The following is a 20,740-nucleotide window of genomic DNA, read 5'->3' as shown; positions in this document are numbered from 1 at the left end:
CTCCATCCGGCAGAAGATCGAAGGTCGAGGCGGCCAGACACCTTGGCCGCCGACCCTCTGGCGCATGTCGGACATGGGTATCATCGCTTCCGCCGCTACGCACCGCGCATGCTGCGGACGCTCGACATTCGCGCCGCGCCCGTGGCGGAACCGCTGCTGGCGGCGAGCACAATCATCGCGGGCACGGAGACGACGGAGATCCTGCCGCTGACGTTTCTGCGCCGGGGGTCGAAGTGGTTGCGGCACCTGAACGCGGATGGCGGCGATGCAGGCCGTCTGTGGGAAGTCGCGGTTCTGTTCCATCTGCGGGAATCCTTCCGCTCGGGCGATGTGTGGCTCGCCCATTCACGGCGGTTTGGCGACCTGAAGGAGGCGCTTGTTCCGGCAGAGGTTGCCCGCGCCACGCCGAAGCTAGCCATGCCGTTTGAGCCCGATAGCTGGCTCGCCGACCGCAAGGCACGAATGTCCGACGCCCTGCGTCGCTTGGCGCGGGCTGCAAAGGCCGGGGCCATTCCGGGCGGGTCGATCGAAGATGGTGTGCTGAAGATCGACCGCCTGACCGCCGCTGTTCCCGAAGAAGCCGAAGCCATGGTCCTCGACCTCTACAAGCGCCTGCCGGAAATCAGGGTCACGGATCTCTTGCTGGAAGTGGATGACGAGGTCGGGTTCACCGAAGCCTTCACGCATCTGCATACGGGTGTGCCTTGCAAGGACAGGATCGGCCTCTTGAACGTGCTGCTTGCCGAGGGACTGAACCTCGGCCTCAGCAAGATGGCAGGGGCTACCAACACCCATGACTACTTCCAGCTCTCCCGCCTGTCGCGATGGCATGTCGAAGGCGAGGCCATGTCGCGCGCACTGGCAAAGGTGATCGAGGCGCAGTCCGCGCTGCCGATGGCACGGTTCTGGGGTGCCGGACAAACGGCATCGAGTGATGGGCAATTCTTCCCGACGACACGACAAGGCGAGGCGATGAACCTCATCAACGCCAAATACGGCCAAGAGCCCGGGCTGAAGGCCTACACCCATGTGTCCGACCAGTTCGGCCCCTTCGCCACCCAGACCATCCCGGCCACGGTGAACGAAGCTCCCTACATTCTGGATGGCTTGCTGATGACGGGCGCGGGCCAGAATATCCGCGAGCAGTATGCCGACACGGGCGGCTTCACCGACCATGTCTTCGCGGTAACAGCCCTCTTGGGCTTCCAGTTCATCCCCCGCATCAGGGACCTGCCATTGAAGCGCCTCTATCTCTTCGACCCGGCAGCCTGCCCCAAAGAGCTGAAGGGGCTGATCGGCGGCAAGATCAAGGAACCCCTCGTCACGGCAAACTGGCCCGACATCCTGCGCAGCGCTGCCACCATGGTCGCGGGCGTCATGCCCCCGAGCCAATTGTTGCGGAAGTTCGCTGCCTATCCCCGACAGCACGAGCTGGCCTTGGCCTTGCGCGAAATCGGACGTGTCGAGCGCACGCTCTTTATCATCGACTGGCTGCTCGATGCCGACATGCAGCGCCGCGCACAGATCGGGCTGAACAAAGGCGAGGCTCATCACGCTCTGAAAAACGCCCTACGCATCGGCCGCCAAGGGGAAATCCGCGACCGGTCCGCCGAAGGGCAGCACTTCCGCATGGCAGGCCTCAATCTGCTCGCCGCCATCATCATCTACTGGAACACCAAACATCTCGGGGAGGCAGTCACAAGCCGCCACCGCGCCGGTCTCGACTGTTCGCCCGGCCTTCTGGCTCACATCTCGCCCCTCGGATGGGCGCACATCTTACTCACAGGGGAGTACAGGTGGCCGAAAAGAGCTTAGCGTAGGATTTAGCACCGTCCGGCAGCAGACCCCTAATGGCCAGAGGCAAACGAGTAGGAAGATCATGCGGATCCTGCTGATCGAGGATGATACCGTTCTGGGTGCCGCCGTGCGGGACCAGATCGCCGCGGGTGGCCAGTCGGTGGATTGGGTCACGCGCCTGGACGCAGCCGGCGATGCGATGGCCGGCACCGGCTATGATCTGGTATTGCTGGACCTCATGCTGCCCGACGGACGCGGCATCACCTTCCTTCGGTCGCTGCGCACCAGCGGCGACGTGACGCCGGTGATCATCCTGACCGCGCTGGACCAGATTTCGGACCGGATCGAAGGTTTGAACGCCGGTGCCGACGACTATCTGGTGAAGCCCTTCGATCTGGCCGAGCTTTCCGCGCGGATCGGCTCGGTCGCGCGGCGCTATAGCGGCAATCCCAACCCGATCATCGTCCACGGCGCGCTTACCGTCGACCTTGCCTCGCGCAGCATCCGCCGCGACGGCCGGCCGGTGCAGCTCACCGCACGTGAATGGGCACTGTTCGAGACGTTCCTCACCCGCCCCGGGCATCTCTTGTCCAAGGTACAGCTCGAGGAAAAGCTTTATGCCTTCGATACCGAGGTGGAAAGCAACACCATCGAGGTCCATGTCAGCCGGCTGCGCAAGAAGCTGGGCGCTGAGGTGATCGAGACCGAGCGCGGGTTGGGCTACCGGCTAGGTTCGCCATGACGATGCCACGCAGCCTTCAGATGCGGTTGGGGGTGTCGCTCGGTATCCTTCTGACGCTTCTGTGGATCGCAGCCGCCGCCACCACGGCGGTCATGCTGCGGCACGAGATGGACAGGATCTTCGACTCGTCGCTACAGGAAGCGGCGCAGCGCCTGCTGCCGCTGGCCGCTGTCGAGATCGTCGGACGTGAGGAGGAAGGTGTGACGCAGCACCTTGCCGACCTGCGCGACCACGACGAATTCCTCACCTATATTGTGCGCGATGACGAAGGGCGAATTCTTCTGCAATCGCATGAGGCCGATCCCGCCATCTTCCCTGAATGGAACGGTCCGGGCTTTCGCACAACCGCAACCCATCGCCTGTATGGCGAGGACGCCCTGCAAGGCACGATCCGCCTCACGGTCGCCGAGCCGCTTGCCCATCGCGCGGCGGCGGCACGCGATGTCTGGGCGGGCCTGGGGTTGCCGCTGCTGGTATTCATCCCTGCCGCACTGTTGGCGATCGTATTGACTGTCCGCTCGGGTCTGGCCCCGTTGCGCCGCTACCGCGACCGGCTGGCCGCGCGTTCGCCGCGCGACCTCGCCCCCGTCGCCTGCGACGATCTTCCCGTCGAGGCCACCCCGGTGGGGACGGCGATCAATGTGCTTCTGGCGCAACTCAAATCCACATTCGAGGCCGAACGCACCTTCGCCGCCAACGCAGCGCATGAATTGCGAACACCGCTGGCAGGCGCAATCGCGCAGGCCCAGCGGATACAGGTGGAAACGAAAGATACCGGCGCCGGCCACAGGGCTGCCGAGATCGAGGCCTCGTTGAAGCGGCTGGCCCGGATCGCGGAACGGCTTCTGCAACTGGCCCGAGCAGAAGGCGGGCGGTTACGGCTCGATCACCTATCCGATCTTCGCATCACTGCCCGTCTGGTCGTGGACGATATCGAGAGGACAGCACCGAACCGGATCGCGCTCGCCCTGCCGGAGCACCCGGTAATGTCCGACCTCGACCCCGATGCGTTTGGCATCATCGGCCGCAACCTCATTGAGAACGCCCTGCGGCACGGCGCATCTGACAAACCGATCACGGTAAGCCTCAGTGAGGACGGCACGTTCCGCGTCGCCAATGAAGGCCCCGTCGTGCCGACAGAAGCACTTGGCCGGCTGACCCGCCGTTTTGAGAGGAGGACAGCCGGAACGGAAGGCAGCGGGCTTGGCCTTGCCATCGTCGCCAGCATTGCCGATCGGATTTCGTCAAAGCTCACCTTGCAATCGCCAAGGCCGGGAAGCTTGTCCGGCTTTGAGGCGATCGTGGTTCTCCCGATAGCTTCACGGAAGCTGAGCGAAGCTGCCGGCGCCCGATAGTCGCGACAATCGGACCAACCTTCGGCCGGCCGTTCGCAGCCCGGCTGGATGCTTGCTTTACATGACTGAGGCGCCTTGGTGAGTTGAGGGTGAGGTTGCCTGGGGGATTGATACTAGTGAGTAATTACTTCTATTATGTGTCGATATGATTTTTGACCTCACGAAAGGTGCCGTGATACATTATGCGTGTTCGGGTCCTCCTGCTGGTCCTTCTCGTGATACCTTGGCTGGGCGCTGGGTGCGCATCTCGACCAGGTGACAGTGTCCTTGTGCCGGTTCCAAGTCTGCCGGGAGCAGATGTCGTGACCCTGTATGCAGCAACCAACCGGTTGCGACAGGAATCCCCCGACGATCCTGCATCTGGTTTCAGTGATGCGCGAGCCACGACCTTCTCGGCGGCACGCTTTTCCATCTCGATCCCGCCCACGCACAAGGCCGGCAACATCGAATGGCCGGGGCGGCATCCGGATCCACTGGTCGCCATGACCGTCGCCGCCAGACAGGACATGCCGCTGTCGGCCCTCATCGATCACGTTGCATCTGGACCGGAACGTGCAGACGTGCGGGTTTTCGTGCATGGCTACAACACCAGTTTTCAGGAGGGCCTGTTTCGCCTGGCGCAGATTACCCATGACAGCGGCGGAGAGGGTGCGGCTATTCTGTTCTCTTGGCCATCAAATGCGGCCATGATGGGATATGCCGCCGATCGTGAGGCCGCAACCTACTCGCGTGATCACCTGACAGGACTGCTGGCAACGCTGGCTCGAGACATACGGATCGGCCAGATCACCGTGTTGGGTCACTCAATGGGCGGGTGGTTGGTAATGGAGGCACTTCGCCAGTTGCGATTGACTGGGGATGATCCCACTCTTCGCCGGCTACAGGTCGTTCTGGCCGCACCGGATATTGATGTAGACGTATTTCGGGCGCAACTCAGCGTAATAGGACCACTGGATCCACCCTTGGCTGTACTCGTCGCCCCCGACGATCGAGCGTTACAGATCTCGGCAAGGCTGAACGCCGGACAACCGCGGGTTGGGGCGTTGAATGTAGGGGATCTACGGGTTACCGCTGCCACCGAATCGTCTGGCGTCGCCCTCATTGATGTTGGCGATATCCGATCTCCGGATGCTCAGGGACACAGCCGATATGCAATGCTTGCCGCGCTCTATCCAGGCATGCGTCAACGACCAGGTCAGGCGATATCGGATGCTGGCGCATTTGTTCTGGAGCGGACCGGGGCGGCTGCGGCGAGTCCCTTCATCCTGATCGCCGGAGGGATCCCGGAAAACTGATGTCTACGATCACCTGAACAGACCGGCTTTGCGAGGTGGTTGCCCTTACTTCAAAAAGCAAGTATTAGTTTACTTCTATGAAGGTGGAGCGCGACCATGACTGATTCGCCTGAGGCAGTCGCCGCCGCAAGAGCAGGCGATAGTGAATCACATGGTACCGACCCGCTCGATCAGCTGGCGCATATGACACTTGCTCGCGCCACCCGCGGGCTGTCGCCCGCCGCCGCGCAACTCGCCTGGCATGACTGGGCGCTTCATCTGGCAATCTCGCCGGGCAAGCGGCGAAAATTGCTTGAAGAAGCCTTCGATGGGCACCGGCGGTTTCTAAACTATGTCTTGCGTTCGGCCGCCAACCCCAACTGCCCCAACTGCGTTGAGCCCTTGGAACAGGACCGCCGTTTCGAAGGCGACGCCTGGCAAAAATGGCCCTTCAACGTCATCCATCAGGGCTTCCTGCTGCAACAGGAATGGTGGCAATCCGCCACGTCCGGGGTGCGGGGCGTCTCGGGCCAGCATGAGGACATGGTGTCCTTTTCCGCCCGGCAATGGTTGGACATGTTGTCGCCGGTCAATTTTTTCTGGACCAACCCCGAGGTGCTGCAAAAGACCGCCGAGACCGGTGGCGCCAATCTGTGGCGGGGCTCGATGAACTGGTTGGAGGATCTGGGAGGGATCCTTGCCGACGCGCCACCCGCGGGCAGCGAGGATTTCATTGTCGGCAAGGACGTGGGGCTGACGCCGGGCAAGGTCGTCTTCCGAAACCATCTGGTTGAACTGATCCAATATGCGCCCACCACCTCCAGGGTCCATGCCACGCCGGTGCTGATCGTGCCGTCATGGATCATGAAATACTATATTCTCGACCTCTCGCCGCATAATTCGATGGTGCGCTGGCTGGTCGATCAGGGGCACACCGTTTTTATGATCTCGTGGCGCAATCCCGGCTCGGACGACCGCGATCTGGGGATGGAGGATTATCGCCGGCTTGGGGTGATGGCGGCACTGGATGCGGTGGGCACCATCGTGCCGGATCGCCAGGTGAACGCGGTCGGCTATTGCCTTGGCGGCACGCTGTTGGCGATTGCCGCCGCGGCCATGGCGCGCGACGGAGACGAGCGACTGCGCGGCATGTCCCTCCTGGCGGCCGAGATCGACTTCCGCGAACCGGGTGAATTGTCGCTGTTCATCGGCGAAAGCCAGCTTGCCTTTCTTGACTCGATCATGGCCGACAAGGGTTATCTAGACGGTTGGCAGATGGCCGGCGCGTTCCAGTTGCTCAATTCGCAGGATCTGATCTGGTCGCGCCAGATGAAGGAATATCTGCTGGGCGAACGGCAGGGCCTGTTCGACCTGATGGCCTGGAACAGCGATACCACACGTATGCCGGCGCGGATGCACAGCGAATATCTGCGCAAGCTCTATCTGGATAACGACTTTGCCGACGGACGCTATCTGGTCGATGGCATTCCGGCGGTACCGAGTGACATCCGTCTGCCGGTCTTTGCCGTCGGCACGGTGCGCGATCATGTGGCGCCGTGGAAAACCGTTTACAAGGTCCATCGGCTGATCGGCGGCGCCGACGTCACCTTTGCCCTGACCAGCGGCGGCCACAATGCCGGTGTGGTCAGCGAGCCGGGGCGCGCCAATCGCAGCTTCCAGATCGCGACGCGCAAACATGGCCAGCGTTTTACCGATCCCGACAAGTGGCGCGAGGAAATCCCGGTGCAACAAGGCTCATGGTGGCCGGCTTGGGGCGATTGGCTTGCCACGCGCTCGTCCGAGGAGCAGGTCGCCCCGCCGTCGATGGGGGCCACGAAAGCTGGCCTTGCGCCGCTGGGGGATGCTCCCGGCACCTACGTGCTGGAGAGATGATCGCAGTGGTTCAGGAAAAGCGACAGATCAAAGCGGGCGTCAGGCAACAGGCAAAGCCCCTATCCCACCGTAAGGAGTCTGCAATGGAGATCGATATGCACCCTCTTAACCTGCATAAGGCAAATTTAGAGCTGATGCTTCGTATTCTGAACCTGTCACAAGATTTCCGCCATCGCGGGCTTGAGGCCGCATGCCGCTATCACGAGGATGTCATCGCAAAGACCAGGGCAGAGGTCGGCCGAGTCTCGCAGCAATGCGAACCCGAAACTTCCTTCAGCTTGCCGACAGATATTTTCATGCAGTTGGCTGGAGCCAGCATGAGCGGGGTCCTGGCCATGGGGGCACCACTGGTTGCGGCGCAGACTGCCTATGCTCAAGGCCTGCAAAAGGCGATCCAGGAATGGCAAGCTGCGGTCGTGCAACGCGCGTTGCCGGGTTCCTGAGTTGTGATGTTGGCAGTCCGACGGCCGGGGGTATGACTCGGTCCTATGCGCATCTCAGGTGGTCCATGATGCAGGCCATGAGGATTGCAAATCAATGACAGAGCGCCGCTCATGAAGTGCAGCTTGATCAGCAGGCTGAGACGCTCCATCCAGCATGTTGTCGATGTCGATTTCCGCAGGGTCAGGCTGTTCGAGCAGCTTTCGACCGCGGTTTGACCAGCAAGGCGACGGCGGCCCAGAAACTCAGGCGCAGGATCATTGCGCCCAGCGTTCGCGTCTCCCATGCACCGCCCAGCAGGACGTAGAAGATGAAACAGCCAAACAGCACCAGCAGCACTACAGCCAGTCCACGAGCAAGAAACAACCCACTAGGCCGGGCCATAACTATGCCCGTCCCGGCTAGAACATAGAAAAAACCAGACAAGAAATTAACCCACAGCACGAGCGGTACAAAATTGCCGGTTGCTGCGGTTGCAGATCTGCTACCGAGCAGAACGCTGCCGCCTTCTGCAACAGTAGCTAACCCGAAGACGATGGCGAGACCGCCGAATATCCAGTTGCGTATCATACTTTATATCCTGCTGGCCGTTGGTTCTTCCTGTCGTCCGAAACGTGGGTTCAGTTGTTCAACTGCAACACCATGCCGTCAGAGTTGCGAAACCGCCCACCACCGAGGTTCTCAAAGCTATGGCATGAGGTTCCGGGATTTGGCCCGCCCCTCACGGTCATGCACAGCCGATCGCCATCGCGCTCCCAACTACCCGTTCCGGAAAAGAATGGGGCGCGGATCGTGACTGTGCCGCTGACATCATAGCGCAAATGGACCCTGGCCCCCATGCGCCGCGCGACCAGATCCTTATCGACGATCTGCTCCGCAATCTCGGCGGCACTCATGACCTCGGCCTGCGCGGGGTGTGCCACAACCGTCAGGCTTAAAGCGGCGATGAGGATGAGGGCATTTGGCGTGACGTAACATTGTGAGGTCTCCGATTGATCCCCACCCTCGAACTTGGCTCTCGCCGGCATCGCGCATCTCCACATTTAAGAATCAAGCGATCAATTACTTCTATTCATTTATCATGCGAATCCTGGATGGCCAATGGTTACTTCACCAGATTTTCCCATTGACGAGTCATCTACAAACTCATAGGAAGTGAACACATACTTTCATCAAACACGCTTATCCGAGGGCATATCATGCGTGCAAAATATCTGCCCGCCGAGCAGCGCCGCGCCGAGGCGGTCGAGGCGGTCGTGGAACTGGCGGCGCACGCCAATCCGGAAACCATCACCACCACCGAGGTTGCCGCACATATGCGCATGACGCAGGGGGCGCTGTTCAAGCACTTCCCGAACAAGGAAGCGCTCTGGCTGGGGACGATGGAGTGGGTGGCCGACCGGCTGCTGGCGCGCATCGATCGGCTGGCGGGCGCGCAGGCCGAACCCATGGCCGCCCTCGAGGCAATGTTTCTGGGCCATATCGACTTCATCGCCGAACATCCCGGTGTGCCGCGGATGATCTTCGGTCAGCTTCAGCGCAACAGTGATACGGCGGCGAAACGGATGGCGCGCGTGCTGCTTGAAAACTACGCCACGCGGCTGCACCGCATCCTGTCGGCGGGCGTGGCAGAAGGCGCGCTGAGCCGGGAGCTGGATATCGAGGCCGCAGCCACGCTTTATTTGGGCATGATCCAGGGTCTTGTCGTGCAGCTTTTGTTGCATGGCGACGTGACCCGAATGCGCGCCGATGCGTTGCGAGTTTTCGTAATCTATCGCACGGGCGTCCTGGGTAGCGCCAACCCACCGACCGGTAACGCCGACGACTGCAACGAGGTCACACCATGACCCGCCGTGTTTCCATGATCATCCTTGCCATTGCGCTGGCCGGGCTGATGGGCTTTGGCGCCTGGACGGTGCTGTTGAAACCCTCCGACCTGCCACCGGATGGATTTTCGCGCGGCAACGGCCGCATCGAGGCCGATCTGATCGACATTTCGCCGCGACTGGCGGGGCGCATCGCGGAAATCCGCGTGCGCGAGGGAGACCGGGTCAGCAAAGGCGACGTGCTGGTGGTGATGGATACGGCAGAACTGCGCGCACAACTGGCCCGCGCCGAGGCAGCCGTGGAGAGCGCCCATGCCGCCGTCGGGGTAGCCTCAGCTCAAGTGGACGAGGCCAAGGCGCGGCTGGCGCTGGCAGAGAGCGAGGCGACCCGCACCGAGCGGTTGGCCAGCCGCGATATTACCTCGCAAGCCAATCTGGACATCAAGCGCACCGAGGTCAGTGTCGCCGAAGCCGGACTTGCGGCGGCCCATGCAACGCTTCGGTCACGGGAACGCAGTGTCGATGCCGAGGCCGCAGCCCGCGACGAGATCGCGGCCAGGATCGCAGATGCCACGCTGCATGCCGAGGGAGCGGGACGGGTGCTTTACCGGCTGGCCCAGCCGGGCGAGATCATCGGCGCCGGCGGCAATATCCTGACGCTGGCCAGTCTCGAAGATGTCTATATGGAATTTTTCCTGCCCGCCGCTGACGCACCAAGGGTGGTAATCGGTGACGAGGCGCGGATCGTGGCCGACATCATGCCTGATCGCGCGATGCCGGCGCAGGTGATGTTCGTCTCGCCGCAGGCCCAGTTCACCCCCAAACAGGTCGAGACCCTGACCGAGCGCGAAAACCTGATGTTTCGTATACGGGTGCGGGTGCCGCCTGAACTGGTGGAGGCGCGCACAGATCAGGTCAAGACCGGCGTGCGCGGCGTGGTCTGGGTGCGGCTGGCCGATCCGGATGGCCACCTGCCAAGCTGGCCCGTCGGCCTGACGCCACCGTTGATCGACCTGCCCGCGACAGCCGGCGCAGACACGCCATGACAACGCCCGAACCCGTCGCCCGGCTGGAGGGTGTCACGCATCGCTATGGCAAGGTGCTGGCGCTTGCGGATGTCTCGCTTGACCTGCCCGCCGGGCGGATGGTCGGGCTGATCGGCCCCGACGGGGTCGGCAAATCGACGCTGATGGGGCTCGTTGCTGGCGCCAAGCGCCTTCAGGAGGGCGGCATCACCTGCCTTGGTGGCGCCATGGGCAGCGCGCGCCACCGCAACGCGGTCGGCAACCGACTGGCCTTCATGCCGCAGGGCTTGGGCAAGAACCTCTACCACGATCTTTCGGTGCGCGAGAATCTGGAGTTCTTCGGCAAGCTGTTCGGCCTCGGCCGGGCCGATCGGTCGGCAAGGATCGCGCGCCTGACGCGGGCGACCGGGCTGTTTCCCTTTCTCGAGCGACCCGCCGGCAAACTCTCGGGGGGGATGAAGCAGAAGACAGGGCTTTGCGCGGCGCTGATCCATGACCCGGACTTCCTGTTGCTGGACGAGCCGACAACCGGCGTCGATCCGCTGTCGCGCCGCCAGTTCTGGGATCTGATCGACGCCATTCGCAGGGACCGTCCGCAAATGAGCGTGCTGGTCTCGACCGCCTATATGGAGGAAGCGGCGCTGTTCGATCACCTGGTGGCGATGAACGACGGTCATGTTCTGGCAGAAGGCTCGCCGCAGGCGCTGATGGAGCGGACCGGCACCGGATCGGTTGGGGATGCCTATGTCAGCCTGCTGCGGCGCACGGGCGGGGCGGATGACGGCGCAGCAGATACGTCGGTGATTTCGCCCGCGGCACCCTCTCCCTCACCGGATGGAGACATCGCTATCAAGGCGCGCGGCCTGACCCGGCGTTTCGGCGATTTCACCGCTGTCGACAACGTCAGCTTCGACATTCCGCGCGGGGAGATTTTCGGCTTTCTCGGCTCGAACGGTTGCGGCAAGACCACGACCATGAAGATGCTGACCGGCCTCTTGCAACCCAGCGAGGGCAAGGCCTGGATCTTCGGCCGCCCCATCGCCGAGCAGGGCATGGATGCCCGCGCCCGCGTCGGTTTCATGACACAGGCGTTTTCGCTTTATGGCGAACTCAGCGTGCGCGAGAATCTGGTCCTGCACGCGCGACTGTTCCATCTGCCCCGCGAACTGGCGCGCACCCGCATTGATGATCTGGTCGCCCGCTTCGGTCTGACGGATTACCTTGACCAGCCTGCGGGCAGCTTGCCGCTGGGGCTGCGGCAACGGCTGTCGCTGGCAGTTGCCGTCATCCATTCACCGGAAATTCTGATCCTGGACGAGCCGACTTCGGGCGTGGATCCGCAGGCCCGCGATGATTTCTGGCAATTGCTGATGGAGCTGTCGCGCAAGGACCGGGTGACGATCTTCATTTCAACCCATTTCATGGATGAGGCGCTGCGTTGTGACCGCATGTCACTGATGCATGCCGGCCGTGTCCTGATCACTGACACGCCGCAGGGCATCGTCGCACAAAGCAGCACAGCCGATCTGGAACAAGCCTTCATCCACTATATTTCCACTGCCATCCCGCCCGAGGCGCCGGTGGCCGAGGGGCTGGCAAGCGAGCCGGCCCCGCCTGTCGATGCCACCGGCTTCAGCCTCAGCCGGATGCTGGCCTATACCGCGCGCGAGGCAATGCAGGTGCGCCGCGATCCGGTGCGGCTGGTTTTCGCCTTTCTGGGCAGTGCGGTGTTGCTGCTGATCATGTCCTTCGGCATCTCGCAGGACGTGCGCGACATCCCCTTCGCGGTGCTGGACCATGACCGTAGCCCGGAAAGTCGCGCATGGCTGTCAGCCTTCGAGGATTCGAACTGGTTTGTTCGCCATGCCGATCTGCAGGACGTGGACGCGCTGCGCGAGCGCCTTGCCAGCGGCGAGCTAACACTGGCGGTCGAGATCCCACCCGACTTCGGCGCCAACCTGCGTGCAGGCCATGGGACCGGCATTGCCGCCACCATCGACGGCACCGACACCAGCCGTGCGGGCACCGTGGAAAGCTATGTGACCGGCGCCAACCAGATGGCGGGAGCAGCATTGCCGACAGGCCCGGCCTTGGTGACGCCAGCCGTGCAGATGGAGCCGCGCTTTCGCTACAACCCGGCGATGGAGAGCTTGCCGGCCATCGGCCCGACCATCCCACCGATGCTGCTCTTGCTGTTTCCGGCGATCCTGATGGCGGTCAGCGTGGCACGGGAAAAGGAAATCGGCACCATCACCAATTTCTATGTCACGCCGACCGGGAGGGCCGAGTTCCTGATCGGCAAGCAACTGGTCTATGTCGGTATCACGCTGATGAACTTTGCCATTCTGACTGTGCTCGTGGTGGTGGTGCTGGGGGTGCCGCTGAAAGGCAGTCCAATGGTGCTGGTCCTGGCCACACTGGTCTATGCGCTGGCGGCGACCGGCTGGGGACTGATGATCTCGATGATCGCGGGCACACAGGTGACGGCAGCCTTCGCTGCCGCAGTTCTGTCGGTCATGCCAACGATGCAGTTCTCGGGCATGATGGTGCCAGTCTCTTCGCTTGAAGGGCCGGCACAGACCATCGGTTACCTATGGCCGACCACATGGTACATGATGGTCAGTGTCGGCAGCTTCACCAAGGGTATGAGCCTTGCCGACCTTGGCGATGCGCTGTGGCGACTGGCGCTGTTCGGACCAGCGTTCACCGCCATCGCCATCCTGTTGCTGCGCAAGCAGGAGCGGTAAGATGCGCGCCATCCTGAACATCTTCTGGCTAATCGGCAAAGAGATCAAGAGCACTCTCGGCGATCCGGTCATGGTGGGGCTGATCCTGTGGTCGTTCTTTTTCGCGGTGATGATGGAGGCGCGCGGCGCGGGCGACACCGTGCACAATGCCTCCATTGCCATTGTTGACGAGGACAACTCGCCACTCAGCCGCCAGATTGCCGGTGCCCTGATGCCGCCCTGGTTCCAGACCCCCCTCTACATGACCGCCAATCAGGCGGCGGCGGCGATGGACCGGGGCGACGTGATGTTCACGCTGAATTTCCCGCCCGATTTCGGTTCTGACGCCATCGCGGGCCGCGCGCCGGTGGCGCAGTTGCTGGCGGACGCAACCGCCGTCTCGCAGGCGCAGCTTGGCAGCGATTACCTTCGCAATATCGTAGCTGACGAATCGCGCGTCTTTCTGACCGGCCGATCCGACGCGCCCGTACCTGATCTGAATCTTGAACTGCGCCGCGCCTTCAACCCAAACGGCAATCCGATCTGGTTCAAGACGCTTTCATCGCTGCTCAATCAGCTGTCGTTGCTGACCATCGTCCTGACCGGTGCCGCAATGCTACGCGAGCGTGAGCACGGCACCATCGAGCATCTGATGGTGATGCCGCTCTCGCCGGTCGAGGTGGCACTGTCCAAGGTGCTGGCGGTTATGCTTATCGTATTGGTGGCCTTTGTCGGCTCGCTGCTGGTGGTGGTGCAGGGCATCCTCGGCGTGCCGGTGGCGGGGTCGATGCCACTTCTGGTCATGGGGGCGGCGGTCTATCTGTGGGCAGCGGCGGCAATCGGGATGCTGCTTGGCACGCTGGCGCGTTCCATGGCGCAGTTTGCGCTCCTGATCGTGATGACCATCATTCCCATCATCATGCTGTCAGGCGGCTTCAGCGCCATCGAGAGCCAGCCCGACGCCGTGCGGCGCCTGACCATGCTGCTGCCTTCGCGCCACTTCCTCGCCTTCGCTAAGGCGGTTGCCTTCCGTGGTGCCGGATTGGCGGCGGTCTGGATGCAGCTTGCGCTGATGATCAGTCTCGGCGCCGCCTTCTTCGCGGCCAGTCTGGTGCTGTTTCGCCGCTCAATGAACGTGACGGGGTGAGCTTGAGGTTTTTTATGCCCATGTTCGCGGCCGGTGCGTTCGGCATGAAGGTGTCTGGGGCGGCCCGCCATGTAAGCGACTTCGAGGACGACCTTTTGGAACCACGCTCGGAGCTTATGTCCGCTATCAGCGCAATGACGCAACTTTTGCCGCCATGGCTTATGAGGGACGGCATCTTCGGCCTTGAGTTCCGGACGGCGTTCTGATGACTGGTTTGGCCCTTTGTGGTAGCCGCAGCGCCGGCCTCGACGTTCCTAGGCATGGCAGGGTGCCAGCATGACGGAAGACGTGGTCAGGCAACGTGATGTCATCGAGCTTCGCCATCTCCGTTATTTCGTGGCTGCGGCCGAGCATGGCAGTTTCCGCAAGGCGGGGGCGGCTCTCGGCCTGTCGCAATCGGCAATCAGCCGGTGTATCGCCGATCTTGAGGGTCATATCGGGGCATCCCTGTTCCACCGACATACATCGGGGGTCACGCAAACCTATGCTGGCCAGCGCTTTCTTATTCGCGCGCGTGAAGTGATCAGGAGTGTCAGTGAGGGCGCGCACGATGTCGCGGTGGTCGGACGATCTGAAGAGGGGAGAATACGGATTGGTATTTACTCCTCGATCGCCTCGGGCTTCCTGGCCGAGTTGCTTGGAACCTATGGTCGGCGTCACCGCAAGGTCGAGATCGAGATGGTCGACGGTAATCCCGTCGAGCATGTTTCGGCGATCCGGCAGTTGAACCTCGATGTCGCCTTCGTCACCGGGACGAGGGAGTGGCCCGATTGTGAACGACAGCTCCTTTGGTCCGAGCGCGTGTTCGCTGTTCTGCCATCCGATCACCGCTTGACCTGCAGTGAGGGGCTGACCTGGCGTGATCTGTCCGAAGAAACTTTCATGGTGAGCGAGACCGCACCAGGCCAGGAGATTCACGATTATCTGGTTCGCTGCCTTGCCGGTCTCGGAAAGCACCCCGAGATCCAGATGCAGCAAGTCAGCCGGGACAACCTTGTGCCGCTCGTTGCGCTCGGCCGGGGGCTGACGCTTGTGAGCGAAGCCATGACCGTGGCACAGTTTCCCGGCGTTGCTTATCGACCGATCCTCGGGGAGGTTCTTCCCTTCTCGGCAGTGTGGTCCGCAAAGAATGACAATCCAGCGTTTCGACGACTCCTTAGCCTGGCAAAGGCATTGGCGATCAAACCTGCCCTGCAGGGCGCGGGCCGGCACGCCGCGCCTTCGCAAAGCCCCGGTCAGTTGCAATGAACCGCTCCAGCATCGGCACGATCAACCTGACCGGATCAGCAACAGGCTGACCACTCTCGCGGGCCAACACCTCGGCATAGATGATCAGATCGCGGTGGAGCGGTGCGGGCAGTTCCACGGTGATCTTCACGGACTTGTCGTCAGGCAGCGGGCCGAGTTTCAGCTTGGTCATGGTCAGCCTCCTGTCGGCTCGAATACGAGATCGCGCATCACCATGATCCTGACCGGGAAGCCCGGTCGGATGGTGAGCGTGGGTGCGACTTGCAACTGGCGCTGGACTATCTGCTGGCCCGCCTGATTGACGGTATCCTGCGCCCCGTCGCGGATGGCGCGGATAAGCCGGTCCTCGTCGCTCGTCGCCAGTTCCGTGCCGACTGCGAGCAGCGTGGAGAGGCCAGCCGCTTTCATCAGATCCCACCAATGATAGTCGATCCCGTCTTCAAGGCCGGCATAGCCGCTGGCATCCGCGCCCGGCAGGCGCTCCAGAACGATGGAGCGGCCGCCGGGCAGGATCAGGCGATTCCACACCAAGAGCACCCTGCGCTGGCCGAAGGTCACGCCATCATCGTATTGGCCGATGATGCGCGTTCCCTGCGGGATCAGGAGCAGCGAGCCGGTGGGGCTGTCATAGACGTTCTCCGTCACCTGCGCGGTGATCTGGCCGGGCAGATCGGAACGGATGCCGGTGATGAGCGCGGCCGGGATCACGGCCCCGGCCTGAAGGATGTAGGGCGATGCCAGCGGCGCGACACGATCCGGTGCGACAGTCTGCCGGTCCACGGGTCCATTGAGAAAAGCCGCGTGCCGGTCCTGCGTCGCGGGCTGTCCGCCGAGGCCAAGACCGGCAAGGCCGGGCGCAGCCGTTCCTGCCGGCCCTCCGGTGCGCGGGCCTGACTGGAAGAACACACCGCTCAACCGTGCGGCTTCTTCCTCAGCGAGACGACGCTGTTCATCCGGATCGACGGCGGGTGTCGCGATGGGCGGCGGCGCGACAGGTTGCCCCCGGTTCTGCGCCTCAAGGATCGGACGGCCAAGATCGCCCGGCAACGCCGGTCCAAGGACCGGGCCTGTATAGTCACGCGGCAAGCCGGCGAGGCCGTCCGCCGTAGGCCGGTTCTCGGTCGAATAGAGTTCGCTGCCACCCGGTCCCGCGTCGCCGGTCTGAAGCGCATAGATCAGCGCCCCGCCGATGCCGAGCAAACCGACTGCGCCAACGCCCGCCAGAACCTTGCGGGACAATCGCGTGACGCGGGGCGGCTCGGCGCGCAACCGCATGGGAGCCGTGGTGTCGGTGCCACTCATGAGGGTGATCCTCCCGTGGTCGCACCGGCTGGCTGGGCTGCGGCCTGCGTCTGCTCGAGGCGGACGATCCTGACGACCTGCTGGCGGTCGCCAGAGCCAAGGCGCAGCTCTGCCGCGCCGAACAGCCTGTCCACGATCAGGACGTTCTGGTGGATGCGGCTGTTGACGATCTCCGGTTCACCGTCCGATCCAAGGACGAACAGAGGCGGCATCTCGCCCTGGACGATGCCGCGCGGGAATACCACATAGACGCGCCTGCCGTCGTCGAAGACGGAGACTGGACGCCATGGCGGGCTGTTACCCTGCACCTGCAAGCCGTAGCGATAGTTGCGCACGGCCTCGGCAGGGATGACGGGGGCCGACAGTGCGGTCGCGCGGCTGCCCGGCGGTAGTGCGGGATAGGCCCAGGCGACGGCAGGCATGTAGAGCGCTTCCCGCGCGCGCAACTCGATCATGTAGATCCGGCGGTCGGTGGTGATGACGAGGTTGGTCGAGATGTCCGGCCGGGTCGGCTTCACCAGCACATGCACCCGGCGGGTCGGGCCGCTGCCGCTCTCGGTATCACCGATCACCCACCTGGCCGTGTCGCCGGCGGCGATCGGTCCCGCGCCTGTCAGGCTCTCGCCCGGTTCCAGCGCGATGGTGGTGATCTGCCCGACGGCGGCATAGACCTGATAGAGCGCGCCTTCCGACCAGGGATAGATCTGTATGGCATTATAGTAGCCTTCCCGGCGCGGCTCGACGCGGGCAGCGGCATTGGCGTTCTCGACGCGGGCCGTCGCCGTGCCGGCAGCCTCGCCACCCCGCGCCACAGTCCAGGCGGGCGGGACATGCAGCGGCCGGGGCGTTGTGTCGGTCGCAGCCGCCTGCACGGTCGGCAAGGGCGGCACATCGGCATCGTAGCTGAACTGCGGTGTCCGGTTGGTCGCGCAGCCGGCCAGTATGGTCGCGGAAAGCAACAGAGCCGCGAAGGCGGATTTACGGAAAGCCGGAAAGCCGGTTTTGCGGAAAGTCGTGGCAGTCATTGGCTCATCTCCCGCGACCAGTTGATCGCGTTGACATAGATTCCGAGGGGATTGGCGCGCAGCCGCTCGGCGTTGCGCGGGGGCTGGATCACGATGGTCAGGATCGCGGTCCATCGCTCGGTGGTGGAGAGCTGGCCGTTTTCGTAGTGGCGTTCGGTCCAGGCTACGCGGAAACTGTCCGGGGAAATCTATCAGCGCGACGTTGACCTGAAACCTTCCAGGATTACGGCCTATGAACGGTTCTCCGAGCGAGTGTAGCAGGCATTGGACAAAACCTGGGGGCCAAGTCAGCAACGCTCGCTTCGGAAGCAATTCCTGTCTAACTTTAAGTAAACGGACAAAATAGTTGCGCGATTCGGCGCGAGCAGAGGATTAACCTGAACCGATGTGGCCCGACAATGAGACTGAACGGGACTTCCTGAATTTCTCGGGCGTAGCAGACACGGTGGCGGAGATCATCGTTCAGGCGCGAGGACGGCCGATCTCTATTGGTGTGTCCGGGGCTTGGGGCATCGGTAAATCCTCGCTGATCAAGCTCACTCAGGCGTCGCTGGCTGCGCGGCCCCGCAAGGAAGGCGAGCGGGAATTTGTGTTCGTCGAGTTCAATGCCTGGCTTTATCAGGGCTACGACGATGCGCGCGCCGCGCTCATGGATGTGATCGCAACCAAGCTTGAGCACGAGGCCAAGGCGCGTGGTAAAGCGGTCGATAAGGCCAAGGCACTGGTAAAGCGCGTGAGCTGGCTGCGGGTCGCCAAGCTTGTTGCAGGCTCGGCGGCGGCGATGTCGCTCGGCCTGGCGCCCACCGGATTGCTCGGCGAGGTATGGGGGTTGGGCAAGCGCTTCTTGTCAGGCGGCATCGATGGCGAACTGATCGAGGAGGCGAAGGGCAAGGCAGGTGAGGTCGCCGAGACGGCGAGCGGATTGCTTAATCCAAAGGAGGAAACATCGCCGCCCAAGGAAATTCAGGCGCTCCGGGACAACTTCGAGGAAACGCTTGAGGAACTCGGCGTCACGCTGGTGGTGCTGATCGACGATCTCGATCGATGCCTGCCCGAAACGACGATCTCGACGCTTGAGGCGATCCGGCTGTTCCTGTTCCTGAAGAACACCGCCTTCGTGATCGCCGCCGACAATGACATGATCAAACATGCCGTTCGACGGCACTTTGAGGGTGTCCCCGATGATCTTCTCGTCACAAACTACTTCGACAAGCTGATTCAGGTGCCAATCCGTGTGCCGCCCTTGGGCACCCAGGAAGTGCGCGCCTACATGATGCTCTTGTTCGTCGAGAACAGCGACCTTGCGGATGATGTAAAGGAGAAGATCCGTAGCGGAGTTGTCGCCCAATTACGACAGACTTGGGCAGGCAAGCGCGTCGACCGCGCGTTTGTGCAGTCGCTACACGGTTCCTTGCCTGCCGAGTTGATCGGCCGCTTCGATACTGCGGACCGCTTGGCCCCGCTCATGACGACAGCGTCGGGCATTCTGGGCAATCCACGCCTGATCAAACGATTCCTCAATGCGCTTGCTATCCGCATGACGATCTCCAACGCGCAGGGCGTCGGCGTCGATGAGGCGGTCTTGGCCAAGCTGCTGTTGTTCGAGCGGCTCGGCAACGCGAAGGCATTTGCCGAATTGATGGCACAGGTGAGCGCAAGCGACACCGGCAAGCCTGTCTTCCTCGCCGAATGGGAAGAGAAGGCGATCGCGGGGCAGGAACAAGCTCTGGCAGCACCTTTTGATGAGCCCTTTTTCGCGGAGTGGCTGACGCTGCCGCCGACACTCGCTGATACGGACCTGCGGGGAGCCCTGTATGTGAGCCGTGAACATGCGCCGCTGATCACGCCCGAGGACCGCCTTTCCTCGGAGGCAGCCGAGCTTTTGACGGCGCTCTTGCAACATCCGGAGATGGCATCGAGTCTGAAAGACCGACTTCTGCGGGTGCCTCGGACCGAAACCACCGTGATCATGGACCGGCTTCTGGATCGTGCGCGGCAGGAGCAGGAATGGGGCGTACCAGCAGTTCTGGAAGCCTGCCTTGTCGTGGCCGACGCCGACCCGCCGCAGGGTGCGAGGCTTGCCGCCTTCTTGGGCGAGCGTCCGGCCGCGCAGATCCAGGCGAATATCGTACCGAAGATCGGGGACCAGCCATGGTCGAAGGGGGTCTTCGACAACTGGGATCGGGGGCAGGTGTCCAGACCGGTTAAGGCGGCGATCAAGAGGCAGAGGGAAAATGGGAACGTCACAATCTAGTGGAGGCCCGGGCAGCGGCGTCTCGATGGTGCCACCCTGGACCCCGGACCCGCCCACGGGAGAGGCGTCTGGCAATGGGGCGGAAGGCGGGGACGCTCCAGCCGATGACGGTGTTGCGGCCCCCCAGGTGCCGCCGGCGCCCGCACCACTTGCCCCACCAGCCCGCTTCCGCGGTGCGCGTCGTGCGCTAGGCGAGTTCGCAAAATCAGGCGATGGTGGGGACATGCGGCGCAGCATGGGTCACTACGTCCGGACCGGCTATGGCGGATCGGCAACAGCGACTCGGCGCTTCGGAGGTACGGCGGCAACCGCCGGTGCGCTTGGCGGAGCGCTGGCGCGGGTTGCAGCGGGACAGCCGGCCGAGCCAGGCAGCCCGCTTGATCCGGCACTCCTCGCCGGCCGCAATGTGCAGGAAGTTATGAACGCCGTTGTGGAGGCGGTTCGGCCGGTCGACGGGACGCAGGACGCAGAAGCTGAGCGCGCGGCAATTCGGGATGCCTTGACCGAGCTTCTTACCCGGTTCCCAGATGCGGATCTGCTAAATCTCGACCCTGAGCAGCGCGCCTTCGCCATCGAGCGTTTCACGGCAATCGACGTCTTCCGTCGCTTTGAACTCGATGTCGGCAAGACCATCGTTGAGAAGGCGCCGAGTGCGGTGACAGCTCTGTCTCGGCTCAAGGAAGTG

17 protein-coding genes and 2 pseudogenes are annotated in these 20,740 nt (G+C 62.9%); 13 read left to right on the top strand and 6 right to left on the bottom strand.

Translation table 11 applies throughout. The features are described from left to right. Nucleotides 1–36 precede the first annotated feature (36 nt). The 6 genes and pseudogenes from ACK8OU_RS15300 to ACK8OU_RS15275 all read left to right on the top strand — a co-directional run. A pseudogene (locus ACK8OU_RS15300) lies at nt 37–1,815 on the top strand (Tn3 family transposase); the annotation flags it as partial. 64 nt (nt 1,816–1,879) lie between these two features. Further along, complete coding sequence (locus tag ACK8OU_RS15295; RefSeq protein ID WP_410304287.1) at nt 1,880–2,539, top strand: response regulator transcription factor; 660 nt, start codon at nt 1,880–1,882, stop codon at nt 2,537–2,539. Continuing rightward, the gene (locus ACK8OU_RS15290; RefSeq protein WP_410304286.1) at nt 2,536–3,894 is read left to right on the top strand and encodes an ATP-binding protein; all 1,359 of its coding nucleotides are present in this window, start codon (nt 2,536–2,538) and stop codon (nt 3,892–3,894) included. Before ACK8OU_RS15295 ends, ACK8OU_RS15290 begins: the two co-directional genes overlap by 4 nt. Before the next feature lie 302 nt (nt 3,895–4,196). Then, the gene (locus ACK8OU_RS15285) at nt 4,197–5,189 is read left to right on the top strand and encodes an alpha/beta hydrolase (RefSeq protein WP_410304285.1); all 993 of its coding nucleotides are present in this window, start codon (nt 4,197–4,199) and stop codon (nt 5,187–5,189) included. Nucleotides 5,190–5,285: 96 nt separating this feature from the next. Further along, nucleotides 5,286–7,061 (top strand): PHA/PHB synthase family protein, encoded by a 1,776-nt coding sequence (locus tag ACK8OU_RS15280; protein ID WP_410304284.1) that lies wholly within the window; start codon nt 5,286–5,288, stop codon nt 7,059–7,061. A gap of 83 nt (nt 7,062–7,144) precedes the next feature. Continuing rightward, nucleotides 7,145–7,504 (top strand): hypothetical protein, encoded by a 360-nt coding sequence (locus ACK8OU_RS15275; protein ID WP_410304283.1) that lies wholly within the window; start codon nt 7,145–7,147, stop codon nt 7,502–7,504. Between the two features lie 181 nt (nt 7,505–7,685). Here the strand turns inward: ACK8OU_RS15275 and ACK8OU_RS15270 are convergent, their stop codons facing one another. Together ACK8OU_RS15270 and ACK8OU_RS15265 are read right to left on the bottom strand one after the other, a co-directional pair. Continuing rightward, nucleotides 7,686–8,072 carry a hypothetical protein gene (locus tag ACK8OU_RS15270; protein ID WP_410304282.1) on the bottom strand — a complete coding sequence of 129 codons (387 nt, stop codon included), beginning with the start codon at nt 8,070–8,072 and terminating at the stop codon, nt 7,686–7,688. A 50-nt stretch (nt 8,073–8,122) separates the two neighbouring features. Next, nucleotides 8,123–8,530: a hypothetical protein gene (locus tag ACK8OU_RS15265; protein ID WP_410304281.1), complete on the bottom strand. Its 408-nt coding sequence runs from the start codon at nt 8,528–8,530 to the stop codon at nt 8,123–8,125. A gap of 171 nt (nt 8,531–8,701) precedes the next feature. Between ACK8OU_RS15265 and ACK8OU_RS15260 the strand changes: the two genes are divergently transcribed. The 5 genes from ACK8OU_RS15260 to ACK8OU_RS15240 all read left to right on the top strand — a co-directional run bounded on the left by ACK8OU_RS15260 (nt 8,702) and on the right by ACK8OU_RS15240 (nt 15,474). Further along, a complete protein-coding gene (locus tag ACK8OU_RS15260; RefSeq protein WP_410304280.1) occupies nt 8,702–9,349 on the top strand; it encodes a TetR/AcrR family transcriptional regulator in 648 nt (215 codons plus the stop codon). Continuing rightward, nucleotides 9,346–10,374, top strand: a complete 1,029-nt coding sequence (locus ACK8OU_RS15255) for an HlyD family secretion protein (protein WP_410304279.1) — start codon at nt 9,346–9,348, stop codon at nt 10,372–10,374. Before ACK8OU_RS15260 ends, ACK8OU_RS15255 begins: the two co-directional genes overlap by 4 nt. Continuing rightward, nucleotides 10,371–13,100: a ribosome-associated ATPase/putative transporter RbbA gene (rbbA, locus tag ACK8OU_RS15250; protein WP_410304278.1), complete on the top strand. Its 2,730-nt coding sequence runs from the start codon at nt 10,371–10,373 to the stop codon at nt 13,098–13,100. Before ACK8OU_RS15255 ends, rbbA begins: the two co-directional genes overlap by 4 nt. 1 nt (nt 13,101) lies before the next feature. Beyond that, a complete protein-coding gene (locus tag ACK8OU_RS15245) occupies nt 13,102–14,226 on the top strand; it encodes an ABC transporter permease (RefSeq protein WP_410304277.1) in 1,125 nt (374 codons plus the stop codon). A gap of 276 nt (nt 14,227–14,502) precedes the next feature. Continuing rightward, nucleotides 14,503–15,474, top strand: coding sequence for a LysR family transcriptional regulator (locus ACK8OU_RS15240; protein WP_094463109.1), 972 nt, complete (start codon nt 14,503–14,505; stop codon nt 15,472–15,474). Here ACK8OU_RS15240 and ACK8OU_RS15235 read toward each other — a convergent pair. The 4 genes and pseudogenes from ACK8OU_RS15235 to ACK8OU_RS15220 all read right to left on the bottom strand — a co-directional run. Beyond that, nucleotides 15,407–15,646, bottom strand: a complete 240-nt coding sequence (locus ACK8OU_RS15235) for a DUF2274 domain-containing protein (protein WP_410304276.1) — start codon at nt 15,644–15,646, stop codon at nt 15,407–15,409. The two genes, ACK8OU_RS15240 and ACK8OU_RS15235, sit on opposite strands and share 68 nt — an antisense overlap. 2 nt (nt 15,647–15,648) lie before the next feature. After that, nucleotides 15,649–16,776: a TraB/TrbI/VirB10 family type IV secretion system protein gene (locus ACK8OU_RS15230; RefSeq protein ID WP_410304275.1), complete on the bottom strand. Its 1,128-nt coding sequence runs from the start codon at nt 16,774–16,776 to the stop codon at nt 15,649–15,651. Continuing rightward, nucleotides 16,773–17,801 (bottom strand): P-type conjugative transfer protein TrbG, encoded by a 1,029-nt coding sequence (gene trbG, locus ACK8OU_RS15225; RefSeq protein ID WP_410304274.1) that lies wholly within the window; start codon nt 17,799–17,801, stop codon nt 16,773–16,775. The genes ACK8OU_RS15230 and trbG overlap by 4 nt, the downstream gene beginning before the upstream one ends. Next, a pseudogene (locus ACK8OU_RS15220) lies at nt 17,798–17,986 on the bottom strand (VirB8/TrbF family protein); the annotation flags it as partial. The gene trbG and the pseudogene ACK8OU_RS15220, both read right to left, overlap by 4 nt. Nucleotides 17,987–18,186: 200 nt before the next feature. On the opposite strand from ACK8OU_RS15220, the gene ACK8OU_RS15215 reads away from it, so the two are divergent. Continuing rightward, nucleotides 18,187–20,055 carry a KAP family P-loop NTPase fold protein gene (locus ACK8OU_RS15215; RefSeq protein ID WP_028714056.1) on the top strand — a complete coding sequence of 623 codons (1,869 nt, stop codon included), beginning with the start codon at nt 18,187–18,189 and terminating at the stop codon, nt 20,053–20,055. Between the two features lie 223 nt (nt 20,056–20,278). Then, nucleotides 20,279–20,740: Qat anti-phage system associated protein QatB (qatB, locus tag ACK8OU_RS15210; protein WP_410304273.1), on the top strand; the 462-nt coding region annotated here is incomplete at its 3' end.

The organism is Pontitalea aquivivens, assembly GCF_046507575.1.
GTDB lineage: Bacteria > Pseudomonadota > Alphaproteobacteria > Rhodobacterales > Rhodobacteraceae > Pontitalea > Pontitalea aquivivens.
This window is presented reverse-complemented; position numbering and strand designations above follow the sequence as displayed.